Source organism: Xanthomonas sp. WHRI 6106 (assembly GCF_040202405.1).
GTDB classification, from domain to species: Bacteria; Pseudomonadota; Gammaproteobacteria; order Xanthomonadales; family Xanthomonadaceae; genus Xanthomonas; species Xanthomonas cannabis.
In genome coordinates this window covers 141,063-162,033 of record NZ_JBEGFC010000012.1, presented here as the reverse complement: position 1 = coordinate 162,033, position 20,971 = coordinate 141,063, and the positions used below count along the sequence as shown (strand labels likewise).

The 20,971-nt window shown below is 65.8% G+C and carries 14 protein-coding genes and 1 pseudogene; 8 read left to right on the top strand and 7 right to left on the bottom strand.

Features of this window, described 5'->3' with window-relative positions:
* Nucleotides 1-222: 222 nt before the first annotated feature.
* Complete coding sequence (locus ABQZ09_RS16985) at nt 223-2,037, bottom strand: monovalent cation:proton antiporter-2 (CPA2) family protein (protein ID WP_349777441.1); 1,815 nt, start codon at nt 2,035-2,037, stop codon at nt 223-225.
* Between the two features lie 605 nt (nt 2,038-2,642).
* Between ABQZ09_RS16985 and mgtE the strand changes: the two genes are divergently transcribed.
* Nucleotides 2,643-4,010 (top strand): magnesium transporter, encoded by a 1,368-nt coding sequence (mgtE, locus tag ABQZ09_RS16980; protein WP_349777440.1) that lies wholly within the window; start codon nt 2,643-2,645, stop codon nt 4,008-4,010.
* Between the two features lie 246 nt (nt 4,011-4,256).
* Here the strand turns inward: mgtE and ABQZ09_RS16975 are convergent, their stop codons facing one another.
* From ABQZ09_RS16975 to ABQZ09_RS16965, 3 genes are all read right to left on the bottom strand, one after another.
* Nucleotides 4,257-6,596: a TonB-dependent hemoglobin/transferrin/lactoferrin family receptor gene (locus tag ABQZ09_RS16975; RefSeq protein ID WP_349777439.1), complete on the bottom strand. Its 2,340-nt coding sequence runs from the start codon at nt 6,594-6,596 to the stop codon at nt 4,257-4,259.
* Nucleotides 6,597-6,750: 154 nt separating this feature from the next.
* The gene (locus ABQZ09_RS16970; protein WP_184557911.1) at nt 6,751-7,644 is read right to left on the bottom strand and encodes an EF-hand domain-containing protein; all 894 of its coding nucleotides are present in this window, start codon (nt 7,642-7,644) and stop codon (nt 6,751-6,753) included.
* Nucleotides 7,645-7,799: 155 nt separating this feature from the next.
* A complete protein-coding gene (locus ABQZ09_RS16965) occupies nt 7,800-8,585 on the bottom strand; it encodes a DUF4198 domain-containing protein (RefSeq protein WP_349777438.1) in 786 nt (261 codons plus the stop codon).
* Between the two features lie 199 nt (nt 8,586-8,784).
* Here ABQZ09_RS16965 and ABQZ09_RS16960 point away from each other — a divergent pair, with 199 nt between their 5' ends.
* Both ABQZ09_RS16960 and ABQZ09_RS16955 read left to right on the top strand, forming a co-directional pair.
* Nucleotides 8,785-11,493, top strand: coding sequence for a bifunctional acetate--CoA ligase family protein/GNAT family N-acetyltransferase (locus ABQZ09_RS16960; protein WP_349777437.1), 2,709 nt, complete (start codon nt 8,785-8,787; stop codon nt 11,491-11,493).
* Between the two features lie 106 nt (nt 11,494-11,599).
* Nucleotides 11,600-12,643, top strand: a complete 1,044-nt coding sequence (locus tag ABQZ09_RS16955; protein ID WP_349777436.1) for a DUF475 domain-containing protein — start codon at nt 11,600-11,602, stop codon at nt 12,641-12,643.
* Nucleotides 12,644-12,828: 185 nt separating this feature from the next.
* Here ABQZ09_RS16955 and ABQZ09_RS16950 read toward each other — a convergent pair whose 3' ends face one another.
* Entirely contained in the window at nt 12,829-12,957 is a 129-nt protein-coding gene (locus ABQZ09_RS16950) for a hypothetical protein (protein WP_349777435.1), read from the bottom strand.
* Between the two features lie 1,186 nt (nt 12,958-14,143).
* Between ABQZ09_RS16950 and ABQZ09_RS16945 the strand changes: the two genes are divergently transcribed.
* The 5 genes from ABQZ09_RS16945 to ABQZ09_RS16925 all read left to right on the top strand — a co-directional run bounded on the left by ABQZ09_RS16945 (nt 14,144) and on the right by ABQZ09_RS16925 (nt 19,631).
* Nucleotides 14,144-16,642 carry a ribonucleoside-diphosphate reductase subunit alpha gene (locus ABQZ09_RS16945; RefSeq protein WP_349777434.1) on the top strand — a complete coding sequence of 833 codons (2,499 nt, stop codon included), beginning with the start codon at nt 14,144-14,146 and terminating at the stop codon, nt 16,640-16,642.
* Between the two features lie 174 nt (nt 16,643-16,816).
* Entirely contained in the window at nt 16,817-17,860 is a 1,044-nt protein-coding gene (locus tag ABQZ09_RS16940; protein ID WP_024712257.1) for a ribonucleotide-diphosphate reductase subunit beta, read from the top strand.
* 170 nt (nt 17,861-18,030) lie between these two features.
* Nucleotides 18,031-18,513: a flavodoxin gene (locus tag ABQZ09_RS16935; protein WP_039406401.1), complete on the top strand. Its 483-nt coding sequence runs from the start codon at nt 18,031-18,033 to the stop codon at nt 18,511-18,513.
* Nucleotides 18,485-18,811, top strand: coding sequence for a thioredoxin family protein (locus tag ABQZ09_RS16930; RefSeq protein ID WP_184557896.1), 327 nt, complete (start codon nt 18,485-18,487; stop codon nt 18,809-18,811). Before ABQZ09_RS16935 ends, ABQZ09_RS16930 begins: the two co-directional genes overlap by 29 nt.
* A 412-nt stretch (nt 18,812-19,223) precedes the next feature.
* Complete coding sequence (locus tag ABQZ09_RS16925; protein ID WP_228313508.1) at nt 19,224-19,631, top strand: acyl-CoA thioesterase; 408 nt, start codon at nt 19,224-19,226, stop codon at nt 19,629-19,631.
* Nucleotides 19,632-19,780: 149 nt separating this feature from the next.
* On the opposite strand, the gene ABQZ09_RS16920 is transcribed toward ABQZ09_RS16925, so the two are convergent.
* Together ABQZ09_RS16920 and ABQZ09_RS16915 are read right to left on the bottom strand one after the other, a co-directional pair.
* Nucleotides 19,781-20,296, bottom strand: a complete 516-nt coding sequence (locus ABQZ09_RS16920; protein WP_010369841.1) for a hypothetical protein — start codon at nt 20,294-20,296, stop codon at nt 19,781-19,783.
* 286 nt (nt 20,297-20,582) lie between these two features.
* Nucleotides 20,583-20,684 (bottom strand): annotated as a pseudogene (locus ABQZ09_RS16915) (oxidoreductase); the annotation flags it as partial.
* Nucleotides 20,685-20,971: the final 287 nt, after the last annotated feature.

The following is a 20,971-nucleotide window of genomic DNA, read 5'->3' as shown; positions in this document are numbered from 1 at the left end:
CGGTAAAGCTTCATCGCGCTCAGGCGCGCTCCTACAAAAGGGCGGCTTCGCGAGTTGATGCGCGTTTGTTGTTGGCGCAACGATTCGCCGATTTTTGAGTCGGCGACTACCAGCGAGCGGCCGGTATTCCCTGCCTCGTAGAAGCGCGCCCGAGCGCGACGGGCATTACCGATAAAGCTTCATCGCGCTCAGGCACGCTCCTACGTCGTGCGATGTGCCGGCTCAACGCTCGTGCATGGTGGTGGGTGCCGGCTCGGCATCCACGTCGGCCTTGACGTCGGCTTCGAACAGGTTCATCAGGTCGGCGCGCGCGTCGCGCGAGGTCTGGATCACCTTGGCTTCGTCGTCGTAGACCAGGTGCTGGCGGCGGAGCAGGTCTTCGTCGTGCTGGCGGAAACGTTTGACGTGTTCGCGCGCATCCGCCTCGCCGAGTCCTAGCGAGGTCAATACCCGCCCACTCAGTTCCAGGCTGGAGGCAAATACCTCGCGGAACGGTTCGGCGCCCAGGTCCATCAGTTTCCAGGCGTGCTGGCGGTTGCGTGCGCGCGCCAGCACCGTGGCCTGCGGGTACAGGCGACGGATCAGGCGCACCGTCTTGATATTGGTTTCCGGGTCGTCCACCGCGATCACGAACACTTTGATGCGGTCGGCACCGGCGGCGCGCAGCAGCTCCGGGCGGGTGGGGTCGCCGTAATACAGCTGGCTGCCGAAGCGGCGCAGGTCTTCCACTGTGTCGGGGTTATGTTCCAGCGCCACGAACGGCACGTGCCGCGCGGTGAGCAGGCGCGCAACCACCTGGCCAAAGCGGCCCATGCCGGCCACCAGCACCTTGGGCGTCTGCGCATCGATGGTGTCGAACGGGCGCTCGGACTTGGGCGCACGCAGGCGCAGCGGTCCGTTGAGGATGCGTTGCATGACCAGCAACAACAGCGGCGTCAGTGCCATCGACACACCGACGATGGCCACCAGCCGGTCGTGATTGGCCGCGTCCAACAGGCCCACGCGGTCGGCCTCGTTGAACACCACGAACGCGAATTCGCCGCCCAGCCACAGCACGCTGCCCAGCATCAGGCTGCTGCGCAGCGGCAGCTTGGCGAGGCTGCCGATGCCGACCAGCAGCGAGAACTTCACCACCAGCAGGATCGCCACACCCGCCGCGATCAAGCCGGGCTCGGCGACCACGCGGTTGAGGTCGATGCCCATGCCCACCGAGATGAAGAACAGCCCCAGCAGCAGCCCTTCGAACGGTTCGATCTGCGATTCGAGTTCATGGCGGAATTCCGAGTCGGCCAGCAGCACGCCGGCAATGAAGGCCCCCAGGCTGGCGCTCAATCCGGCTTCCTGCATGATCCAGGCGGTGCCCAGCACCACCAGCAAGGCGCTGGCGGTAAACACCTCCGGCATGCGCGTGCGCGCCACCACGTTGAACAGGTGGCGCAGCACAAAGCGCCCGCACAGGATCACCAGTGCCAGCGCCGCCACGGCCTTGGCCACGTCCGGCCAGGCGAGGGTGGCGTTCTTGCTGCCGCCCAGCAGCGGAATGGCCGCCAGCAGCGGGATTGCAATCAAGTCCTGGAACAGCAGAATCGCAAACGCCAGCCGGCCGTAGTCGCTGCCCAGCGCCTTGCGCTCGGCCAGCAATTGCAGGCCCACCGCGGTGGACGACAAGGCCAGTGCCACGCCGATGATCAGCGCGCTCTTCCAGCCCAGATTGCCCACCATGAGCAGGCCGCCCAGGATCACCGTGGTCACCACCACCTGGGTGGCGCCGGCGCCGAACACCGAATGGCGCATCACCTTCAGCCGCGCCGGCGATAGCTCCAGCCCGATCACGAACAGCAGCATCACCACACCGATCTCGGCCGCACCGCTGATGCGCTCGGCGTCCTGCACCACGCCCACGCCATCGGGTCCGAGCACCACGCCGGCCACCAGATAGGCCAGCACGGCTCCCAGACCAAAGCGCTTGAACACCGGCACCGCCACGATGGCGGCCAGCATCAGCACCAGAGCCAGTTCAAGACCACCGCTATGCATGCACGTTCTCCGTTGAGGTGCTCATTATGCCGCCGGCCTGCGTGTGCCCGCCTGGATTGGCGTGCGCTGCGTGCAACGGTGCGGGCCGGCGGTACGCTTCGGTTGGGTGATCCGCCAAGCGCTGTGAGGCGCGCAGCACGCCACCGGCAACCGGTGTCCGTCCGATGACATGACGCGGCCGCACGGCAACGACGCCTGCCTGCGCCCAATCCCGGCATCGAGGCACGGTGCGCCGCGTTGCAGTCGCCAGCGCATCGCCTGTTCCGGGCCGCGCTGCAACAGGCAGGTGAGCGCACGCTCCAGGCGTCGGGTCTCCATGCGTGCATGCTGCGAGGTGCCGCCCCGGCCCGCCAGCTGACGCTGGCCACTCGCACGGCCTGCACGGTCGCTGAGCATGGCCTGCGCAGGGCATTGACCAAGCCGACTCAGGCGCGCAGACTGCGCCGCGCTGCCGCCCGGATCGCCGGACGGTGCGCACTCTCGGAGCCCTATCTCATGTCCAGCGACAGTCACCCTAGACCCGGGTCGATGACCCAGCTGGCGCGCGCCTGAGGCGTGAGGTTCGCCGGCTGTCATCGACGACGGTCGTCACCAGGCGAACCACCATGTACAACGAAACCCTGCGCCTTGCCCAAGGCGTCGATGCACTGACCGCACCCCTGGCCGAACTCAACACGGCCGATGCGGTGGAATATCTCAACACCCTCGACCGCGACGATGCTGCGCATGTGCTGGCCGCGTTGCCGTCCCCGCGTGCAGTGAAGCTGCTCGAACAACCCGAGCTGCGCGATGCCAGCGAACTGATCGCGCAACTGCCTGCGGAACAGGCCGCCTCGCTGCTCGGGCAGATGGCCGACGACCGCGCCACCGATATCTTCCATGGCCTGGATGCCGACCAGCGCCAGCCGCTGCTGTGGTTGCTCAGTGCCGAGGCGCGGCTGTCGATCCAGGCGTTGATGCGCTACCCACCCAACACTGCCGGCGCGCTGATGACCACCGAGTTCGTGGCGGTGCCGTCCGACTGGACGGTGGGCCGCACCCTGCAGCATATCCGCGAGGTGGAGCGCAGCCGCGAGACGGTCTACGCCATCTATCTGCTCGATCCGCACACCCGCGTGCTGCAGCAGGTGGTCACCATGCGCCGGCTGATCACCGGCGTGCCGGAGGCATCGATCCTGGATGTGGCGCAGGTCAATCCGCCGGTCACCGTGGACCCGTCGCTGGACCAGGAAGAAGTCGCGCGGCTGATCCGCCGCCACGACCTGCTCGCCATCCCAGTGGTGGATGCGCATGGCCATGTGCTGGGTATCGTCACCGTGGACGATGTACTGGATGCGTTGATCGCCGAATCCACCGAAGACGTGCACAAGTTCGGTGGCATGGAGGCGCTGGACAGGCCCTACATGCAGATCGGCTTTGGCCAGATGATCAAGAAGCGCGCCGGCTGGTTGAGCGTGCTGTTCCTGGGCGAAATGCTCACCGCCAGCGCAATGCAGCACTTCGAGGATGAACTGTCCAAGGCGGTGGTGCTGACCCTGTTCATTCCGTTGATCATGAGCTCGGGCGGCAACTCCGGATCGCAGGCCACCTCGCTGCTGATCCGCTCGCTGGCACTGCGCGAACTGCGTCTGCGTGACTGGTGGAGGGTGGCGCTGCGCGAGCTGCCCACCGGCCTCACCCTGGGCGCGATCCTGGGCGTGCTGGCGATCGTGCGTATCGCAATCTGGCAGAACGCCGGCCTGTACGACTACGGCCCGCACTGGCAGATGGTGGCGCTGACCATCGGCGCGGCGCTGATCGGCATCGTCACCTTCGGTTCGCTGTCCGGCTCGATGCTGCCGTTCGTGTTGCAACGCTTCGGCTTCGACCCGGCCAGCGCCTCGGCACCGTTCGTGGCCACACTGGTGGATGTCACCGGGCTGGTGATTTATTTCAGCATCGCCGCGGCGATCCTGAGCGGCACGTTGTTGTAGCGTCGCGATGCGTGGCGCGTGTGCGAGCAGCTGCGCGCCGCCCTCGTCACGTCTGCAATCGTCGAGATCCGACGGTCGAGGTGCCGTATACAGGGCGGCATTTCATACGGGGTAAGTCGCCTCTGCGTGCCATCACGTGGCGCGCAGAGGCGCTGCAGTACCCGGCCGTGCGGTTGCGGAACATCTTGCACAGCCTGCGTAGTGATGCATGGCAGACCGTGCATCACTGCGCACCGGCAACGCGGGTCAGAAGTTGACGTACACCGTGGCGCGCAGATTGCGGCCAGGCTCGCTATAGCGGCCGATGCCGTCGTCGGTGGCATAGCCGTACAGATAGAAATCGCCGCGGGTGACGTTGCGGATGCGCGCCCACTGGAAGTAACGCTCGTCGAACAGGTTGTACACGCCGAGATTGATGCGCACGTGTGCGTTGACGCGATAGCTGCCGAACAGATCGACCACGCTGTAGGCGTCGCTGAGGAACGGCTCGGCCGGCGCGCCGAAGACATCGCTCTCCACGTTGACGTCCTTGGCCTTCTTGGCCAGCGCGTGGGTGATGTTGGCAGTGATGCGCAGCCGCTCGTCCAGGCCCTGCCAGCTCAGGCCGAGCACACCGCGATCCGGATTGATGCTGTCCAGCGGGCGGCCGTCTTCCAGCTCGCCCTGGTTGTGGGTCCAGGCCGCGCGCAGCAGCCAGGCATCGCCGAGTTTGAACTGCGCATCCAACTCGACCCCCGTGACCTCGACCTGGCCGACATTGAGCAGCGTGGTGTAGGCGTAGCCGTTGCGCGAGGTGCACACGCCGCGGGTACAGGTCTGGTAACGCGTACCGGCATCGGCGGTCACCGTCTCGCTCTGGATGAAGTCGTCGTAGCGGTCGCGGAACACCGACATTCCCACGCGCGCCCAGTCGCTTTCCCAGCGCCAGCCCAGTTCCAGGTTGAGGCTGCGCTCTGCGTCCAGCGCGGGATTGGCGGCCACGGTCGGCACGTTGACGGTGGTGCCGGTGTCCACCCGGGTCAGCGCAGTGATGCTGGTCGGGGCGTACATTTCGGCGGTGGTCGGCGCACGGAAGCCGCGCCCGGTCTGGAACCACAGCGTCTGCTGCGGGGTGAAGGCGTAGCTGATACCGGCCTGCCACGTGGGCGAAGCGAACGTCACCTCGCGTACCGTGCCGGTGGTATCGATGAAGGTGGGCGACAGTGTTGGCGTATAGCGATAGTGGTCGTAGCGGGCGCCCAGGGTGAGCTGCAGGCGGTCGTCGAGCAGGCCGATACGATCGCGCAGGTACACGCTCCAGCTGTCGGCATCGGTCTGTGGCACCTGTGCCGGGTCGACGGTGGCGGTGTCCAGCGCGCCGGCGTTGTTCCAGCGGTAGTCGACCGCGCTGAAATCGATGCTGCGGCGCTGCCAGGCGGCCCCGTACAGCAGCGCTTGCGACCAGCCGTTGCCGTGCAACTGCTTGTCCAAATCCAGTGCGATGCGGTCCAGGGTCTGCTCGGTGTCGCGGTCTTCGGCGCGGCGGCATGGCAGCGCCACCGTGCAGCGCGTGGTGGCCGCAGTGGCGGGGGTGCTTGAGGTGCCGCTCTGGGTGAGGATGCGGGTAGTGCCGCGGCTGTCGGTCTGCTGTCGGTCGAGCTGCGCTTCGAGTGTGTCGAACAGGGCGTTGTGGGCGTTCCAGAGATACCGCAGGCCATAACGGTCGCGGTCGTTGCTGTCGTCGCCGATGCGTTCGGCATAACTTGGCGCGCTGACACGGCTCAGGTTGTCGACCCGGTTCTGCGAGCGGTTGCGTTCGTAGACCACGCCGAAGCGGTGCTGTGCATTCGGCACCACGTCGAGTTTGGCCAGCACGTTGTCGCTTTCGCTGTCGATCGGGTCGGGCGTGCGCCGCGCGCTGCCGGTGTCGATGTCGGTGCTGGAATACCAGCCCTCCGATTCGTGGCCGTCGCGGCGGGTGTAGGTCAGCATCGATTCGACGATGCCGGTGCGATTGGCGACGGTGACGTTGCCCAGCCGCTGGTCGTTATGACCGGTGTAGCCGGTCTTCAGACCGACATAGGTGTCGTTGCCTTGCGCCTTGAGATAGTCGTAGGGGTCCTTGGTGGTAAAGACGACCGCGCCGCCGAGCGCACCGCTGCCGGCGCTGATCGAATCGGCGCCCTTGACGATGTCCACGCTCTTGAGCGAATCCACATCCACGCCACCGCGCCCGGCGCGGAAGAACTCGTAGTCGCGCGCGGTCTCCACGCCTTCGGCCATCGACAGGCCGTCGATGGTCATCGCCACCCGGTCGCCTTCCAGCCCGCGGATATTGAAGCCGTTCTCGCCGAAGCGGCCCATGTCGGCGATGCTCACGCCGGGGATGTAGCGCACCAGGTCCTCCATGCTTTCGGCCTGTTCCTGCTGCAGCTGCGCAGTGTCCAGGGTGGTGACGTTCTGGTTGCTGGAGGCACGCTTGTCGCGCGTGGCCTTCACTTCGACCGGGTCGAAGGTGGTGGCGTCGGCGGGCGCCTGTTCGGCATGCAGCGGGAAGGCCAGGCCGGCGGCGATCGCCAGGGCCAGCAGGGTCGGTGTCGAAGTCATCGTGGGGTCCACAGTCAGGAAAAGGAGGGGCGCGAAAGGCGCGGACCTGGCTGCGTGCGGCACGGGGCGGTCGCGTGGCTGGGTGGGGCCCGCCAGTGGCGGGCCAGGTGGCGCGGGTGTTGATCCGCGCCGGAAGGGGCAGTCGGCCGGTTCGTCAGTCGGCCCGGGCCGGTCTAGAAGCCGGGGCAGGCGCAGGCGGCGGCAACGCCGCGTCGCGGGCATCCACCACTCCGTCGTGATTGCGGTCGACGCGGGCAAACGTGCGCAGGCCCGAGGCCTGGTATTCGGCGAAGGTCATGCGCTGGTCCTTGTCGGTGTCGAGCACGTTGAAGCGCACGTGCACCTGGCGATCGTCGGCCTGCTCGAGCGCGGTAAGGCGGCGGTTGAGGCGGTCTTCGAACTCGACGCGGTATTCGTCCATCGACAGCGCGCTGTTGCGGTTACCGTCGGCACCGGCGAACTGCGCCGCGCGCAGGTCCGCGTATTCCGCGCGGCCCACCTTGCCGTCGCCGTTCTCGTCGTACAGCGCCAGGAAGCCGTCGGCCGACTGGCTGTCGGGCATGCCCGGGCGGCCGCCGTCGCGATCGAAGGCGACCGTCGGCTCGGTGGCTGCAGCGGTGGCGGCGGCTGCCAGGGCTGCCTGTCCGCGCGCCCAGTCCTTTGCGCCGGCAGTCTTGAATTCAGCGCGCGACACCTGCCCATCGCCATCGCTGTCGAGTGCGGCGAAGCGTTGCTTGCCCTGCGCGGCCTGTGCACCGCGTTCCTGCTCCAGCGCATGCTGGCGGCGCTCGCGGAACTCGGCCACGTACTCGTCTTCATCGACCGTGCCGTCGTGGTTGCGGTCGGTGGCATCGAAGCGGCTGCGGCGGAAGGCCGCAAAGTCGGCGGCGGTGATGCGGCCGTCGTGGTTGTCGTCGTGCTGGGTGATGAAGGCCTGCACATTGTTGCCGTGACCGCCGAGCAGCGGGCGCGGCTCGGATTGGGCGACAGCGACGGCAGGAAGCAGCAGCGCGCACAGACACGCGCCGGCCAGGGAGCCAGTGTTCATGGATTGCCTCGTGAGGGAAGAAAAAAGTGCCGGGCCTTGGCGCCGGTGCGACAGGCAGAGCGCTGCCTGTAGACGGCCAGCTGAGCCAGGCAGATGCGTCCGTACCGGTGTGTGGACGCCGCAAGACACGCAACCGCCGCAGCGGTTGCGCAGCGCTACTGCTCCAGCACCTGGAAGGTGAGCGTGGTGCTGTTGCTGTACTCGCGCACCGGGGCGCCGGCCGGCGCGGGGGTGCGGTGGCGGGTCAATGCCAGCCAGGTGCCGGCGTGGTCCAGTTTCAGGACTGCGCGGCCGGCGGCGTCGGTGGTCACGCTGAGCACCGTCGGCTTGCGGTCGGAGGTCCACACCGCCTCGCTGATCTCCACGGTCTGCTTGGCCAGCGGCACGCCGTCGTATTGCACCGTGAAAGCGAACGTCTCGCCCACGAACAGGTCATTGGGATGGGTGACCGGCACCAGTTCCAGGCCGCGGTTACGCGGCGCCAATGCGTTGCGATCGGGCTTGCCGACGCTCACATAGGTTTCGGCCAGGGTGCGCGACTGGAAGCTGGCGATCAACGTGGCGCCCTTGGGCATGGGCACCTTCGGGTCGCGCACGGTCTCGCGCTTGCCATCCAGTTCCCAGGTGCGGAACTGCGCGCCTACGCGCAGGCCGCTGCTGAATCGATAGGTGCCCGGCTGCTTGCCCAGCGTGTGTTCGACGACGGTGCGGGTGTCCAGCGCCTGCACCCGCACCGGTTCGACATCGCGGCCATCGGGCCCGGTGATGCCGAAATGACTCTGGTCGAAGGCCGCTTCGGGCACGAAGAAGGTCTCGGCGAAGGCCGCGTCCAGCGTCACCGTCTGACCGGGCTGCGGAGCGAAGGTGTTCGGTGCCAGATAAGGGGTGTGCGCGGAGGCAGATGCAGCGAGCAGCAGCGCCGATAGTGTCAGCAGTTTCATGGGGGTCCCTGTTCCGGAGTCGCTGGCGGCAGGGGCGCGGGACGGCGCGGGAAGCTGGCTGACCACGGGATATTAACGAAAATAAGAATCGTTCACAACAATAGGATGTGCTGTGTCGCTGTTTCTCTGCCGCCGGGTCGATGACGCCAGCTCTGCCTGACGTGTACCGTAGCGCGATGGCAGCGTTTTCCCCCGCACGATGAGTACCTATCACCTGCAGCAGGTCTTTCGCCCCAGCACCGTGGCGGTGGTGGGCGGCAGCCCGCGTGAGCGCTCGGCCGGGCGGGCGGTGGTGCGCAATCTGCGCGCGGCCGGCTTCCCTGGCCAGATCGGTTGGGTGAGCCCGCGCTACACCGAAATCGATGGCGTGCGCACGGTGCCGCGGCTGACCGATCTGCCGTGGGTGCCGGATCTGGTGGTGATCACTGCGCCGGCGCGCATCGTGCCGCGTATCGTCTCCATCGCGGCGCGGCGCGGGGTCGCCGCGGCGATCATCCTCACTGCCGGCCTGGGTCGCGGGCCCGGCTCGCCGGCTGCACGCATGGAGGCGGCTGCGCGCGCCAAGGGTATGCGCATCCTCGGCCCGCACTGTTTAGGTGTGATTGCGCCGCACGCGCGGCTCAATGCCAGCATTGCCGCACATTGCCCGCAGGCCGGCGATCTGGCGCTGATCTCCGAATCCAGCGCCATTGCCGCCGCGCTGGTGGAGTGGGGCGTGGCACGTTCGGTTGGCTTTTCCGCGGTGGTGTCGCTGGGCGATACGCTGGATGTGGATTTCGGCGACCTGCTCGACTACTTCGCCACCGACTACCGCACCCGCGCGATCCTGCTGTATGTCGAACGCATCGGCGATGCGCGCAAGTTCATGTCGGCCGCGCGTGCGGCCGCGCGCGCCAAGCCGGTGGTGGTGGTCAAATCGGGGCGCCAGTTCCGCATCAACCCCAATGCCGACACCCACGCGCAGGCGCTGGCCGGCTCGGATGCGGTGTATGGCGCCGCGTTCGCACGTGCCGGCCTGTTGCGGGTGGGCGCGCTGGACGAGTTGTTCGCCGCGGCCGAAACCCTGGGCCGGCTCGGCAGCTTCCCCGGCCGGCGGCTGGCGATTCTGAGCAATGGCGGAGGGGTGGGGCAGCTGGCGGTGGACCAGCTGGTGCTGCGCGGGGGCACCCTGGCCGAGTTGTCACCCAAGACGCTGGAAAAACTCGATCAGTCGCTGCCGGAAGGCTGGTCGCGCAGCAACCCGGTGGACATCATTGTGGATGCCGATGGCGCGCGCTACGCCGCGGCGATCGAAGCGCTGCTGGACGATCCGGAGAACGACGCGCTGCTGGTGGTCAACGTGCCCACCGCGTTTACCTCTTCGGCCGACGCGGCCAAGGCGCTGACCCGCGCGCTGGACCAGCGCAACCGCTACCAGCGCGACAAACCGGTGTTCGCGGTGTGGCTGGGCCAGGACGATGCGGCCATCGCCGCACTCAACGCCGCGCGCGTGCCCACCTATGCCACCGAATCGGACGCGGTGCGCGGCTTCACCCACCTGGTGCGCTACCGCGAGGCGCAGGCGGCGCTGATGGAAACCCCACCCAGCCTGCCGGAAGACTTCGTGGTGGATGCCGGCATCGCCCGCACCGTGGTCGACGACGCCCTGGCCGCCGGGCGGCGCTGGCTGGACCCGGTGGCCACCAACCGGCTGCTGGCCGCCTACGGCATCCCCATCGTGCCGCTACAGGTGGCCGCCACCGCCAACGAAGCTGCGCTGTTGGCCGACCCATTGCTGGCGATGGGGCGCACGGTCACCCTGAAGGTGCTGTCCAGCGACATCGCGCACAAGTCCGATGTGGATGGCGTGCGGCTCAACCTGTCCAGCGTGGCAGCGGTGCGCGAGGCGGCCACCGGCATCCTGGCGCGTGCGCGCGCCGCGCACCCCACTGCGCTGATCGAAGGGGTGATCGTGCAGCCCACCGTGCTGCGGCCCAAGGCGCGTGAACTGATCGCCGGCATTGCCGACGACCCGGTGTTCGGCCCGGCGATCGTGTTCGGCCGCGGCGGCACCGCGGTGGAAGTGATCAACGACCGCGAGTTGGCCCTGCCGCCGCTGGACCTGCGCCTGGCCCACGAGCTGATCGGCCGCACCCGCGTCTCGCGCATCCTGAAGGCCTACCGCGACGTACCGGCCGCCGACGAGCGCGCGGTGGCGCTGGTGCTGGTCAAGCTGGCGCAGCTGGCCGCCGACATCCCGGAAATCACCGAGCTGGACATCAACCCGCTGCTGGCCGACCGCGATGGCGTGATTGCGCTGGACGCGCGCGTGGCGGTGGCGCCGGCGCGCAAGCTGCACAAGGGTCGCGGCCATCCGCGCTTTGCAATTTTCCCGTACCCGAAGGAATGGGAGCGCCAGATCGGCCTGGGCGATGGCACCCACGCGCTGGTGCGCCCGGTGCGCCCGGAAGACGATGCGTTGTTCCGCGCGTTCTTCGCGCGGGTCACCGACGAAGACCTGCGACTGCGCTTCTTTCAGTCGGTGAAGCATTTCAGCCACGAATTCATCGCCCGCCTGACCCAGCTCGATTACGCACGTTCGATCGCGCTGGTGGCCATCGACCCCAAGACCGGCGACATGCTTGGGGCAGTGCGGCTGCATGCCGACGCCGATTACGAAGGCGGCGAGTACGGCATCCTGATCCGCTCCGACCTCAAGGGCCACGGCATCGGCTGGCAGCTGATGCGCATCATGATCGAGTACGCGCGCTGGCTGGGCCTCAAACAGATCGAAGGCCAGGTGCTGCGCGAAAACCGCACCATGCTGGCGATGTGCCAGAGCCTGGGCTTTGGCGTGCGCCCGGATCCGGACGATGCGACCCTGATGGCGGTGACACTCCCTATAATGGGCGAGCCGCGCCCGGCCTGACGTTGCGTCACGCCGCGGTCCCCCATCCTCCACCGCACGCCGGATCTGCCGGGCCTTGCCCCGGCCCGCTGCTCCGGCTGTCGTCTCGGCCCGCCTGGGAGTGTCAATGTTTCGCGATTTCAGAATGTCGTTCTTGGTCACAGCGATCTGCCTGGGCCTGGCTGCCTGGTGGGGTCATACCTCCGCGATGGGCATCTGGCAGGCGCTGTGGCTATGCCTGGTGCTCAGCGTGCTGGAGGTGTCGCTGTCGTTCGACAACGCAGTGGTCAACGCTGGTGTGCTCAAGCACATGAACGCGTTTTGGCAGAAGTTGTTCCTCACCGTGGGCATCCTGATCGCGGTGTTCGGCATGCGCCTGGTGTTCCCGATCGTGATCGTGTCGGTGGCCACCGGCATGGGCCTGGTGCCGGTGATGCAGATGGCGCTGAAGGAGCCGGACCGCTACAGCCAAGTGCTGACTGACAACTACCCGTCCATTGCCGCCTTCGGCGGCATGTTCCTGCTGCTGGTGTTCCTCAACTTCCTGTTCGACCAGGAGCGCAAGCTGCATTGGCTGGGCCCGGTGGAGCGGCTGGTCGGCAAGCTGGGCAAGGCCGATGCGATGTCGGTGATTGTGGCGGTGACGGTCCTGCTGTGCACCAAGCTGTTCCTGCCCGATGCCATCTTCCAGAGCGTGCTGTTCGCCGGGCTGGGCGGCATCCTGCTGTACCTGCTGGTCGGCAGCGTGGATGCCTTGTTCGAGGCCGAAGAAAGCGAAGACGGCGGCATGGGCCCGGCCAAGCGCTCTGGCATTGCCGCCTTCCTGTACCTGGAAGTGCTGGACGCCTCGTTCTCGTTCGACGGGGTGATCGGCGCGTTCGCGATCACCCGCGATGTGGTCATCATCATGCTGGGCCTGGCGATCGGTGCGATGTTCGTGCGCTCGATGACGGTCTACCTGGTGCACAAGGGCACCCTGGACGAGTTCGTGTTCCTGGAGCACGGCGCGCACTACGCCATCGGCGTGCTGGCGATCATCATGCTGGTGGGCACCGTGTACCACGTACCGGAAGTGCTCACCGGCCTGATCGGCGTGGCCTTCATCGCCGCCTCGGTGTGGTCCTCGATCCGCTACCGCAAGCGTCACCACCTCGGCCCGACCGAGATCTGAGGCCGCTACGCCTTCGATCAGACTCGAAGATCGCCAAGCGATCGCGATAGGCACGCTGCAGGCGTCGCTATCTGATTGCTCGATCCGAGCAGATCAGGCGCAAAGCAAATTATCTGCGCCTTTGCTGCAGGGCCCTTGCCCGCCCACCATCGCGGGACACGCCGCAAGTACGTCCGTGTAGGCTCTTACGCGGCATCCATGCCGCGTAAGGTCCCGCGACGGTGGGCGGGCAAGGACCAGTCGAATTGGTCGGTGCGCAGGGTTTTCAACAACGTCGCCAGCAGGCTGTCCGGGGCGATGATTTCGTTCTTCAATGGACTCACCAGCCAACTGTCTGGTGCGGTGTCCTCACCGATTGCGGGACCGTTGGCGGCATGGATGCCGCCATCGAGCCCCCATGGACGGGTTAACGGCGTGTCCCGCGAGCGGTGAGGGCACTGCGCCCTCGAGGACTTTGCGTTTGCTGCAGGGCCCTTGCCCGCCCACCATCGCAGGACGCGCTGCAAGTACGTCCTTGTAGCTCCTTGGCGGCATCCATGCCGCCAAGGGTCCCGCGACGGTAGGCGGGCAAGGACCAGTCGAGATGGTCGGTATGCATGGTTTTCAACGAGCAACCGGCAAGCAGCGACGTGCTCCTCGCTCCTCAACGAAACCACCAGCCAACTGTCTGGCGCGGTGTCCTTACCGATTGCGGGACCGTTGGCGGCATGGATGCCGCCACCGAGCCCCCATGGACGGGTTGACGGCGTGTCCCGCGAGCGGCGAGGGCACCGCGCCCTCGACCAGGCGTGAAGGCAGCCAATTGATCGCGAGACGTACCGTGCGGGCGCCTCGATCTGATTGCTCAATACCGGCAGATCAGGCGGAGAGCGGATCCTCTGCGCCGTTGCTGCAGTCTCCTTCATGGCAGTGGCGGCCCACTGTGACCGGCTGCAGCATCGAGACGTGCGGCGGTCGTCCCAGCCGAACCCGACCAGTCAGCAGAAAGCCGGTTTGGGCCTTGACTGCGCAGTCCACTTGGACAGGTTCGCCGGCCCGGGACGACCGTTCGTCAGACAGTTCTTTGCGCTACAAGGGTTTGCGGGTTTTTCCCACATTTGGTGTTGACCCCTCCCGGGTACCCCACTATCTTGGGGGAGTCGGTGGTTGGTCGCACAAGGCGGCCGGACCAGTGGGAGCACGTATCGCGGCGGGGCCGCGGTCGAAATGGCCTCCCCGCCGCGGTCGTACTTATGACTACAGCCATCCGGGCCTCGGCCTGGGTTTGGTGATGTGGTCTTGTGGCGCCGCTGCTGTTTCGCCACCGACCACCACGCGACAGCACACCGCGCGGTGGCGGCCGTGGAATCTCCGGTGAGGAGATGGCTGGTGATGTCGATGCCGCCGCAGACGCCTGTCTTGCGTGCCGCTCGCCCTGCACCGTCATCACTGTCCAGGGAGTCCGGATCCGGCCGCAACTCGCTCCCCGAGCGGGTTCGTGTGCCTACGCATGGAGGACGCATGACCACCAACGACACCCTTTCCGCGATCGCCGCCGGTACCGCAACACCCACCAGCGTCTCCGCCAGTGTCGCCGCGCCTGCCTGTGGCGCGCCGGAATTGACCGACCCGTCGGACATCGTGCCGCCTCCCCGCCAAGCCATTGCAATGCACGCACAGACCATCGAAGAACAAAACGTCTCCACCTGGATCACCAAGGAAGCGGGCAATCGCAAGATTCCGTTCGAGCCGGAGCGCCTGGAGCGCGCCATCGACCAGATCCATGCCGAGTTTCCGCAGCTGGACGTGGCCGACTACAAGCGCTCGGTGTTCGGCTTTGTCGAGCGCAAGGACAGCGTCAACGCCGACGACCTGGTCGACCACCTGATCCGCGAGGCCGAAGCCCGCGTCGATCTGACCACCCCGGAGTGGGAGCACTTCGCTGCGCGTCTGTACCTGCGCCGGCTGTACAAGCGCGCCAGCCGCAACCGCTTCTACGATGCCAGCCAGAAGTACGGCTCGTTCGTGGGCCTGCAGGAGAGCCTGGCCGACCGCAATGTCTATTCCAACGACATCCTGCGTCGCTATTCCAAGGACGAGCTGATCGAAGCCGGCAAGATGATCGAGCCCGAGCGCGACAAGCTGTTCGCCTATAACGGCCTGTATCTGCTGGCCACCCGTTACCTGGCCACCGACAACTCGCGCGGCGTGTTCGAGCTGCCGCAGGAGCGCTGGCTGACCATTGCGCTGTACCTGATGCAGGACGAGATCGGCACCGGCAAGGGCAGCCGCGAGCGCCGCATGCAGCTGGTGGGCGAGGCCTACTGGGCGCTGTCCAACCTGTACATGACGGTGGCAACGCCGACGCTGGCCAATGCCGGCAAGGTTGGCGGCCAGCTGTCGAGCTGCTTCATCGACACCGTCGACGACAGCCTGCAGGGCATCTACGACTCCAACACCGACGTGGCGCGCGTATCCAAGCACGGCGGCGGCGTGGGCGCGTACCTGGGCTATGTGCGTTCGTCGGGTTCGGCGATCCGTGGCGTGTCCAATTCGTCCGGCGGCGTGGTGCCGTGGATCAAGCAGCTCAACAATACCGCCGTGTCGGTGGATCAGCTGGGCCAGCGCAAGGGCGCCATCGCGGTCTATCTGGACATCTTCCACCGCGACATCGAAGCGTTCCTGGATCTGCGCCTGAACAACGGCGACCAGCGTCTGCGCGCGCACGACGTGTTCACCTCGGTGTGCATCCCCGACCTGTTCATGGAAGCGGTCGAGCGCCGCGGTGACTGGTATCTGTTCGACCCGCACGAAGTGAAGCGGATCAAGGGCTGGTACCTGCAGGACTTCTTTGATGAGAAGAAGGGCGACGCCAACAGCAGCTTCCGTCGCAAGTACGAGGAAGTGGTTGCCGACGAGCGCATCACGCGCAAGACCGTCAAGGCGATCGACATCTTCAAGCGCATCATGGTCAGCCAGCTGGAAACCGGCAACCCGTTCATGTTCTACCGCGATGAAGTCAATCGCAAGAACCCGAACAAGCACGAGGGCATGGTCTATTCGTCCAACCTGTGCACCGAGATCCTGCAGAACATGAGCCCGACGCGGATGATGCAGGAGATCATCAGCGGCAATCAGATCGTCACCACCAAGAAGGCGGGCGACTTCGTCGTGTGCAACCTGTCCTCGATCAACCTGGGCCGCGCGATCACCGTGCAGGCCGACCAGGCGGATCTGCTGGGCGCCGACGTGCTGGAGCGCTTGATCCCGATCCAGGTGCGCATGCTCGACAACGTGATCGACCTGAACCAGCTGCCGGTGCCGCAGGCCACCATCACCAACCAGAAGTACCGCGCCATTGGCCTGGGCACCTTCGGTTGGCATCACCTGCTGGCACAGAAGTCCATCCACTGGAATGCCAAGGAAGCCGAGGACTACAGCGACGAGCTGTACGAGCGCATCAACTACCTGACCATCCAGGCGAGCATGGAGCTGGCCAAGGAAAAGGGCACCTACAGCGTGTTCCGCGGCAGCGACTGGCACAACGGCGAGTACTTCCGTGCGCGCGACTACAACAGCCCGCAGTGGCTGGAGCTGTCGGCGCAGGTGTCGGTCAATGGCGTGCGTAACGCGTGGATGCTGGCGGTTGCGCCGAACATGAGCACCGCGCAGATCGCCGGTTCCACTGCGTCGATCGACCCGATCTACAGCGCGTTCTACTACGAAGAAAAGAAGGACTTCCGTCGCCCGGTCGCCGCGCCCGGCCTGTCGCTGGACACCTGGCCGTACTACGAAAAGGGCGCCTACAAGGTCGACCAGTTCGCCAGCGTGCGCCAGAACGCGCGTCGCCAGCGTCACGTGGACCAGTCGATCAGCTTCAACTTCTACGTGCCCAGCACCATCCGTGCGAGCACGCTGCTGGACCTGCACATGACCGCCTGGCGCGAAGGCTTGAAGACCACGTATTACGTGCGCTCCAACGATATCGATATCAGTGAGTGCGAGTGGTGCAGTAGCTAAGCGCATTCGCGCTTCGCTTCCACGGTTCGCCTTGCGAACCGTGGACCCTGCTTCACCAGCTTCCACACCCCGCGCCTTCGGCGCGCCCCCTGACTCAGGGGGCTTTCCTCCAGAATGATTGCTGCTGTCGTCCCCGCTGCACGCGCGCGACGCCTGAAACACGAGTAGAGACCCATGTCCGCAACACCGCTTGAACGCATCAAAATTCTTGAGCCGCGTCACCCGAACCGTTCGACCAGCATCATCAACGGTCAGACCTCGGGCATCCTCAACTGGAACGACATCCCGTACCCGTCGTTCTATCGGGCGTACAAGGAGTTGTCGACCAACTTCTGGATCCCCGACGAGGTGGACATGAAGGGCGATGCGCGCCAGTACAACGAGCTGTCGGCGCGTGAAAAGAATGCCTACGATTCGATCATCGGTTTGCTGGCCACGCTGGATTCGCCGCAGACGCGTTTCATCTACAACGTGGCCGAATACATCACCGACCCGGCCGCGCACGCCAATGCCGCGATCATCGGCCAGCAGGAAGTGATCCATAACGAGAGCTACAGCTACGTGCTGGCCTCGATCACCGGCCTGGCCGACCAGAACCGCGTGTTCGAAATCGCGCGCACGCACCCGACCATCATCAAGCGCAACGCGCCGATCATGGGCGCCTACGAAGACTTCATGCGCGAGAAGACGGCCGAAACGCTGATCCGTTCGCTGATCCAGTCTTCGATCCTGGAAGGCATCAACTTCTATTCCGGCTTTGCGTATTTCTACAATCTGGTCCGCCAGAACCGCATGACCGGCACCGGCAAGATCATCAGCTTCATCAACCGCGATGAGCTGGCGCATTCCAAGTTCATCAGCGAGCTGATTCGCGCCATCATCGGCGAGAACCAGGCATTGCAGGGCGACGAGCTCACCGATTACGTGCACAAGGCCTTCGAACACGCGATCGACCTGGAAACGGTGTGGACCGCCGAAGTGCTGGACGGCATCGACGGCATCGACGTCGACGAGATGATCCGCTACGTGAAGTACCGCGCCAACAAGATGGCCGGCATGCTCGGCATCGAGAAGCTGTACGAAGGCGCCAACGACAACGTGATGCCGTGGATCAAGGCCTACGCCGACAACTTCACCGAAACCAAGACCGACTTCTTCGAGATGCGGAATGCGTCGTACAAGAAGACCAATTCGGACAACGGCTTCGACGATCTGTGAGGAGCCGGGATTCGGGATTGGGGATTCGTTGAAGCGCCGGGATTAGGTATTCGAGATTTGCGATTCGTCACAGCAGCATTTGCGTTAAGAGACATCGATTAACGACTTTCAATGAGGTATCAGTTGCCGCCTTTGCGAATCCCTAATCCCGACTCCCCAATCCCCGCCCCATGAACATCCTGCTCGCCCTGGCCTCGTTGAGCGGTAACACGCGTGATGTCGCGCGCAGTGTTGCACTGCGCTGCGAAGCGGCCGGGCATGCGGTGACATGGTTGGAAACCGATGTGCAGCGGCTGGACCAGGTGCCGCATGCGCACGAACAGTACGAGTTGTTTCTGCTTGGTACCTGGACCAGCAACGGCGGCCGTACGCCAGCAGAGATGAAACGTTTCATCGTCGAACTGGTCGACACGCTGGGCAAGCCGCCGCGTGTTGCTGTGTTCGGCACCGGCGAAACGCAGTGGGGCGAAGAGTATTTTTGCGGGGCGGTGCATCGCATCGCGCACTTCTTCGACAGCCCGTTTCCCCGTTTGACCATCGAACAGATGCCCCACGGCCAGCGTGATGCGCAGGCCATCGCCGCCTGGACCGACGAGGTTCTGGCCCAATGCAAGAACGATCCCAATGCAGACCATTACCGTCACGTCGCCTGAGCACTACACCCAGACCCTGGCCGCGCATCCGCGCGCGCTGGTGGATTTCTACAAGGACAATTGCCCCGGCTGCCGGATGCTGGACATGTCGCTGGACAAGTTCGCCAACAGCGAAGCCGCCAATGGCGTGGCCTTGCTGAAGGTCAAGCTGGAAGTGGTGGGCGAGGAATTCTTCCGCGACCTGGGCCTGCGCCAGACGCCGACCCTTGCGTTGTACCGCGATGGCAGTGAGGTGGCGCGCCTGCCTGGCTTCCAGTCGCCGGCGCAGGTGGAAACTGCGGTCAGGACCAGCCTCTGAATCATCGGTAGGTCCGAGCGCCCGCCTGCGCAATGGCGGTGCTTCCCCGAGGAGCGGCCAAGTCCGGGCCGGTCGCCGTACGCACCAATGTCTTCGTAGGAACGGCCAGGCAGCGATGGCGCGAATGGTCAACGGTACGCACCGACGCTTCGTAGGAGCGGCCCTGGCGCGAGGACTTACCGATACCGCCAAGCAGCGCGCCTTCGATATCCAGCAGATGGCACGCTTCTGCATCCAGACATGGCCTGCTCAGTCGCACCTGCTCCAGGACGCCGCAGTCCCGTCAGCAAGCACCTCACTACGCTCCCGCGCACGCCGCTGCGTCCAGCGGCCTGCCTTCCAGCGTCGCTGCTGCTGCAATCGCGGCACGCACGGCGTCGGCCACCAGCGCTTTCCCCAACGGATCATCACCATGTCAGACAGCTTGCAGACCCACCCGCCGATCGAAGCGCGCATGGCCGAGATCGTGTTCCCCAACCACACCAACCACATGGGCACGCTGTTCGGTGGCCAGGCACTGGCGTGGATGGACAAGGCCGCATTTCTGGCGGCCTCGCGCTATGCGCGGCGCGCGGTGGTGACCGCGCGCTCTGACCAGGTGGATTTCAAGTTGCCCATCCGCCAGGGCCAGATGGTGGAAACCATTGCACGCGTGGTGTCGGTGGGGCGCAGCTCGATCAAGGTGGAAGTGGAACTGATCGCCGAAGACCTGCTCAGCGGCGCACGCGAACTGTGCACGCGCGGGCACTTCGTGATGATCGCGCTGGATGCCGACGGCAAGCCGACGTCGGTACCCCCGCTGCCGTCGGCCGCCGAATGACCGGGCGACGAGCGGCCGACTAGACGGCTGCGCGGCCTCCTGAGAAGCGCCGGCAATGCCGGAACGAATGAGTGCCGCGCGTCCACTGCGTTTGCATCGCAACGTGCGTGCCTCTTCTGGCGACCGGCCGCTCGATTAGTCCGCTGCGCTTACTCCTGTACCTCGCGATCCTCGCGCTTGGTCTCTTCCATCGCCTCCGGTTCCAGTTCTTCGGCGCTGCGATTGAGTTTGACGAACACGCCCCAGGCGATCAGCAGCAAGGCCGCGCATGAGCCAACCGCTGCGGCGTATGGCAGCTTGGCCGGGTCGGCGTGCATCAGCTCGAAGATGGACACCAGCGTCTCGATTGCCAGCGCGATCACGATCACCACGAAGAAACGCGACAGGTAACGCCGCACGCGCGTGGGCCCGCTGACCTTGACGTCGCGCAGGATCTCTTCTTCGAAGATGGTCTGCCCCAGTTCCAGCGTCACCAGCGCTACCGTCAGCAGGCCGACCGCTTCCAGCACGACATTGAAGCGGTCGCGCACCACCATGTCGCCGCCCGGGGTAAAGCCATGCCACAACTCCAGCCCGGCCATAGTCACCAGGCCCGCCGCGCACAGCACGAAGAACGCCAGGATCACGAAGTGACCGGCACGGAACAGGTGGCTGAGCAGTTTCATGGCAGGCGCGACAGGGAAGGGATGCAGAGCATCATGGGCCCGACGTCGCGGCCGCGCGAAGGCTGCGTCCAATTGGCCGGCTTCATCCGGAGTGCCCTCATCCGGCGCTTCGCGCCACCTTCTCCCGCAGGCGGGAGAAGGGACGGGGTAGGTGCAGGGGGCAAGTGATACGTCCACTGCTGCAGCGCTGACGATCTTTCCCTTCTCCCGCCTGCGGGGGAAGGTGCCCGAAGGGCGGATGGGGGAGACAGCTCGCAGGCCCTGCACAGTCACTGGTCCTCAACCATCAACCATGCCGCACCACCTGATACGGCTGCAGATGCACATTGGTGGCCATCAGCGGCGGTGCGTTGCGACCGGTTTCGCGCACGCGCCTGAGCATGTCGCCGAACGATGACCGACAGGATTGCGAAGTGACCAGCACAGGTGGCTGAGCAGTTTCATGACAGGCATGAAGGCTGCGCCCAACTGGCCGGCCTCATCCGGAGTGCCCTCATCCGGCGCTTGGCGCCACCTTCTCCCGCATGCGGGAGAAGGGACGGGCTAGGTGCAGGGGGGCAAGTGATACGTCCACTGCTGCAGCGCTGATGACCCTTCCCTTCTCCCGCCTGCGGGGGAAGGTGCCCGAAGGGCGGATGGGGGAGGCAGCTCACCGGCCCAGCACAGTCACCGGTC

Excerpts from the sequence above, each read along its gene's own strand:
- ABQZ09_RS16985 (WP_349777441.1), bottom strand. The coding sequence starts at position 2,037 with ATGCATAGCGGTGGTCTTGAACTGGCTCTGGTGCTGATGCTGGCCGCC.
- mgtE (WP_349777440.1), top strand. The coding sequence starts at position 2,643 with ATGTACAACGAAACCCTGCGCCTTGCCCAAGGCGTCGATGCACTGACC.
- ABQZ09_RS16975 (WP_349777439.1), bottom strand. The coding sequence starts at position 6,596 with ATGACTTCGACACCGACCCTGCTGGCCCTGGCGATCGCCGCCGGCCTG.
- ABQZ09_RS16970 (WP_184557911.1), bottom strand. The coding sequence starts at position 7,644 with ATGAACACTGGCTCCCTGGCCGGCGCGTGTCTGTGCGCGCTGCTGCTT.
- ABQZ09_RS16965 (WP_349777438.1), bottom strand. The coding sequence starts at position 8,585 with ATGAAACTGCTGACACTATCGGCGCTGCTGCTCGCTGCATCTGCCTCC.
- ABQZ09_RS16960 (WP_349777437.1), top strand. The coding sequence starts at position 8,785 with ATGAGTACCTATCACCTGCAGCAGGTCTTTCGCCCCAGCACCGTGGCG.
- ABQZ09_RS16955 (WP_349777436.1), top strand. The coding sequence starts at position 11,600 with ATGTTTCGCGATTTCAGAATGTCGTTCTTGGTCACAGCGATCTGCCTG.
- ABQZ09_RS16945 (WP_349777434.1), top strand. The coding sequence starts at position 14,144 with ATGACCACCAACGACACCCTTTCCGCGATCGCCGCCGGTACCGCAACA.
- ABQZ09_RS16940 (WP_024712257.1), top strand. The coding sequence starts at position 16,817 with ATGTCCGCAACACCGCTTGAACGCATCAAAATTCTTGAGCCGCGTCAC.
- ABQZ09_RS16935 (WP_039406401.1), top strand. The coding sequence starts at position 18,031 with ATGAACATCCTGCTCGCCCTGGCCTCGTTGAGCGGTAACACGCGTGAT.
- ABQZ09_RS16930 (WP_184557896.1), top strand. The coding sequence starts at position 18,485 with ATGCAGACCATTACCGTCACGTCGCCTGAGCACTACACCCAGACCCTG.
- ABQZ09_RS16925 (WP_228313508.1), top strand. The coding sequence starts at position 19,224 with ATGTCAGACAGCTTGCAGACCCACCCGCCGATCGAAGCGCGCATGGCC.
- ABQZ09_RS16920 (WP_010369841.1), bottom strand. The coding sequence starts at position 20,296 with ATGAAACTGCTCAGCCACCTGTTCCGTGCCGGTCACTTCGTGATCCTG.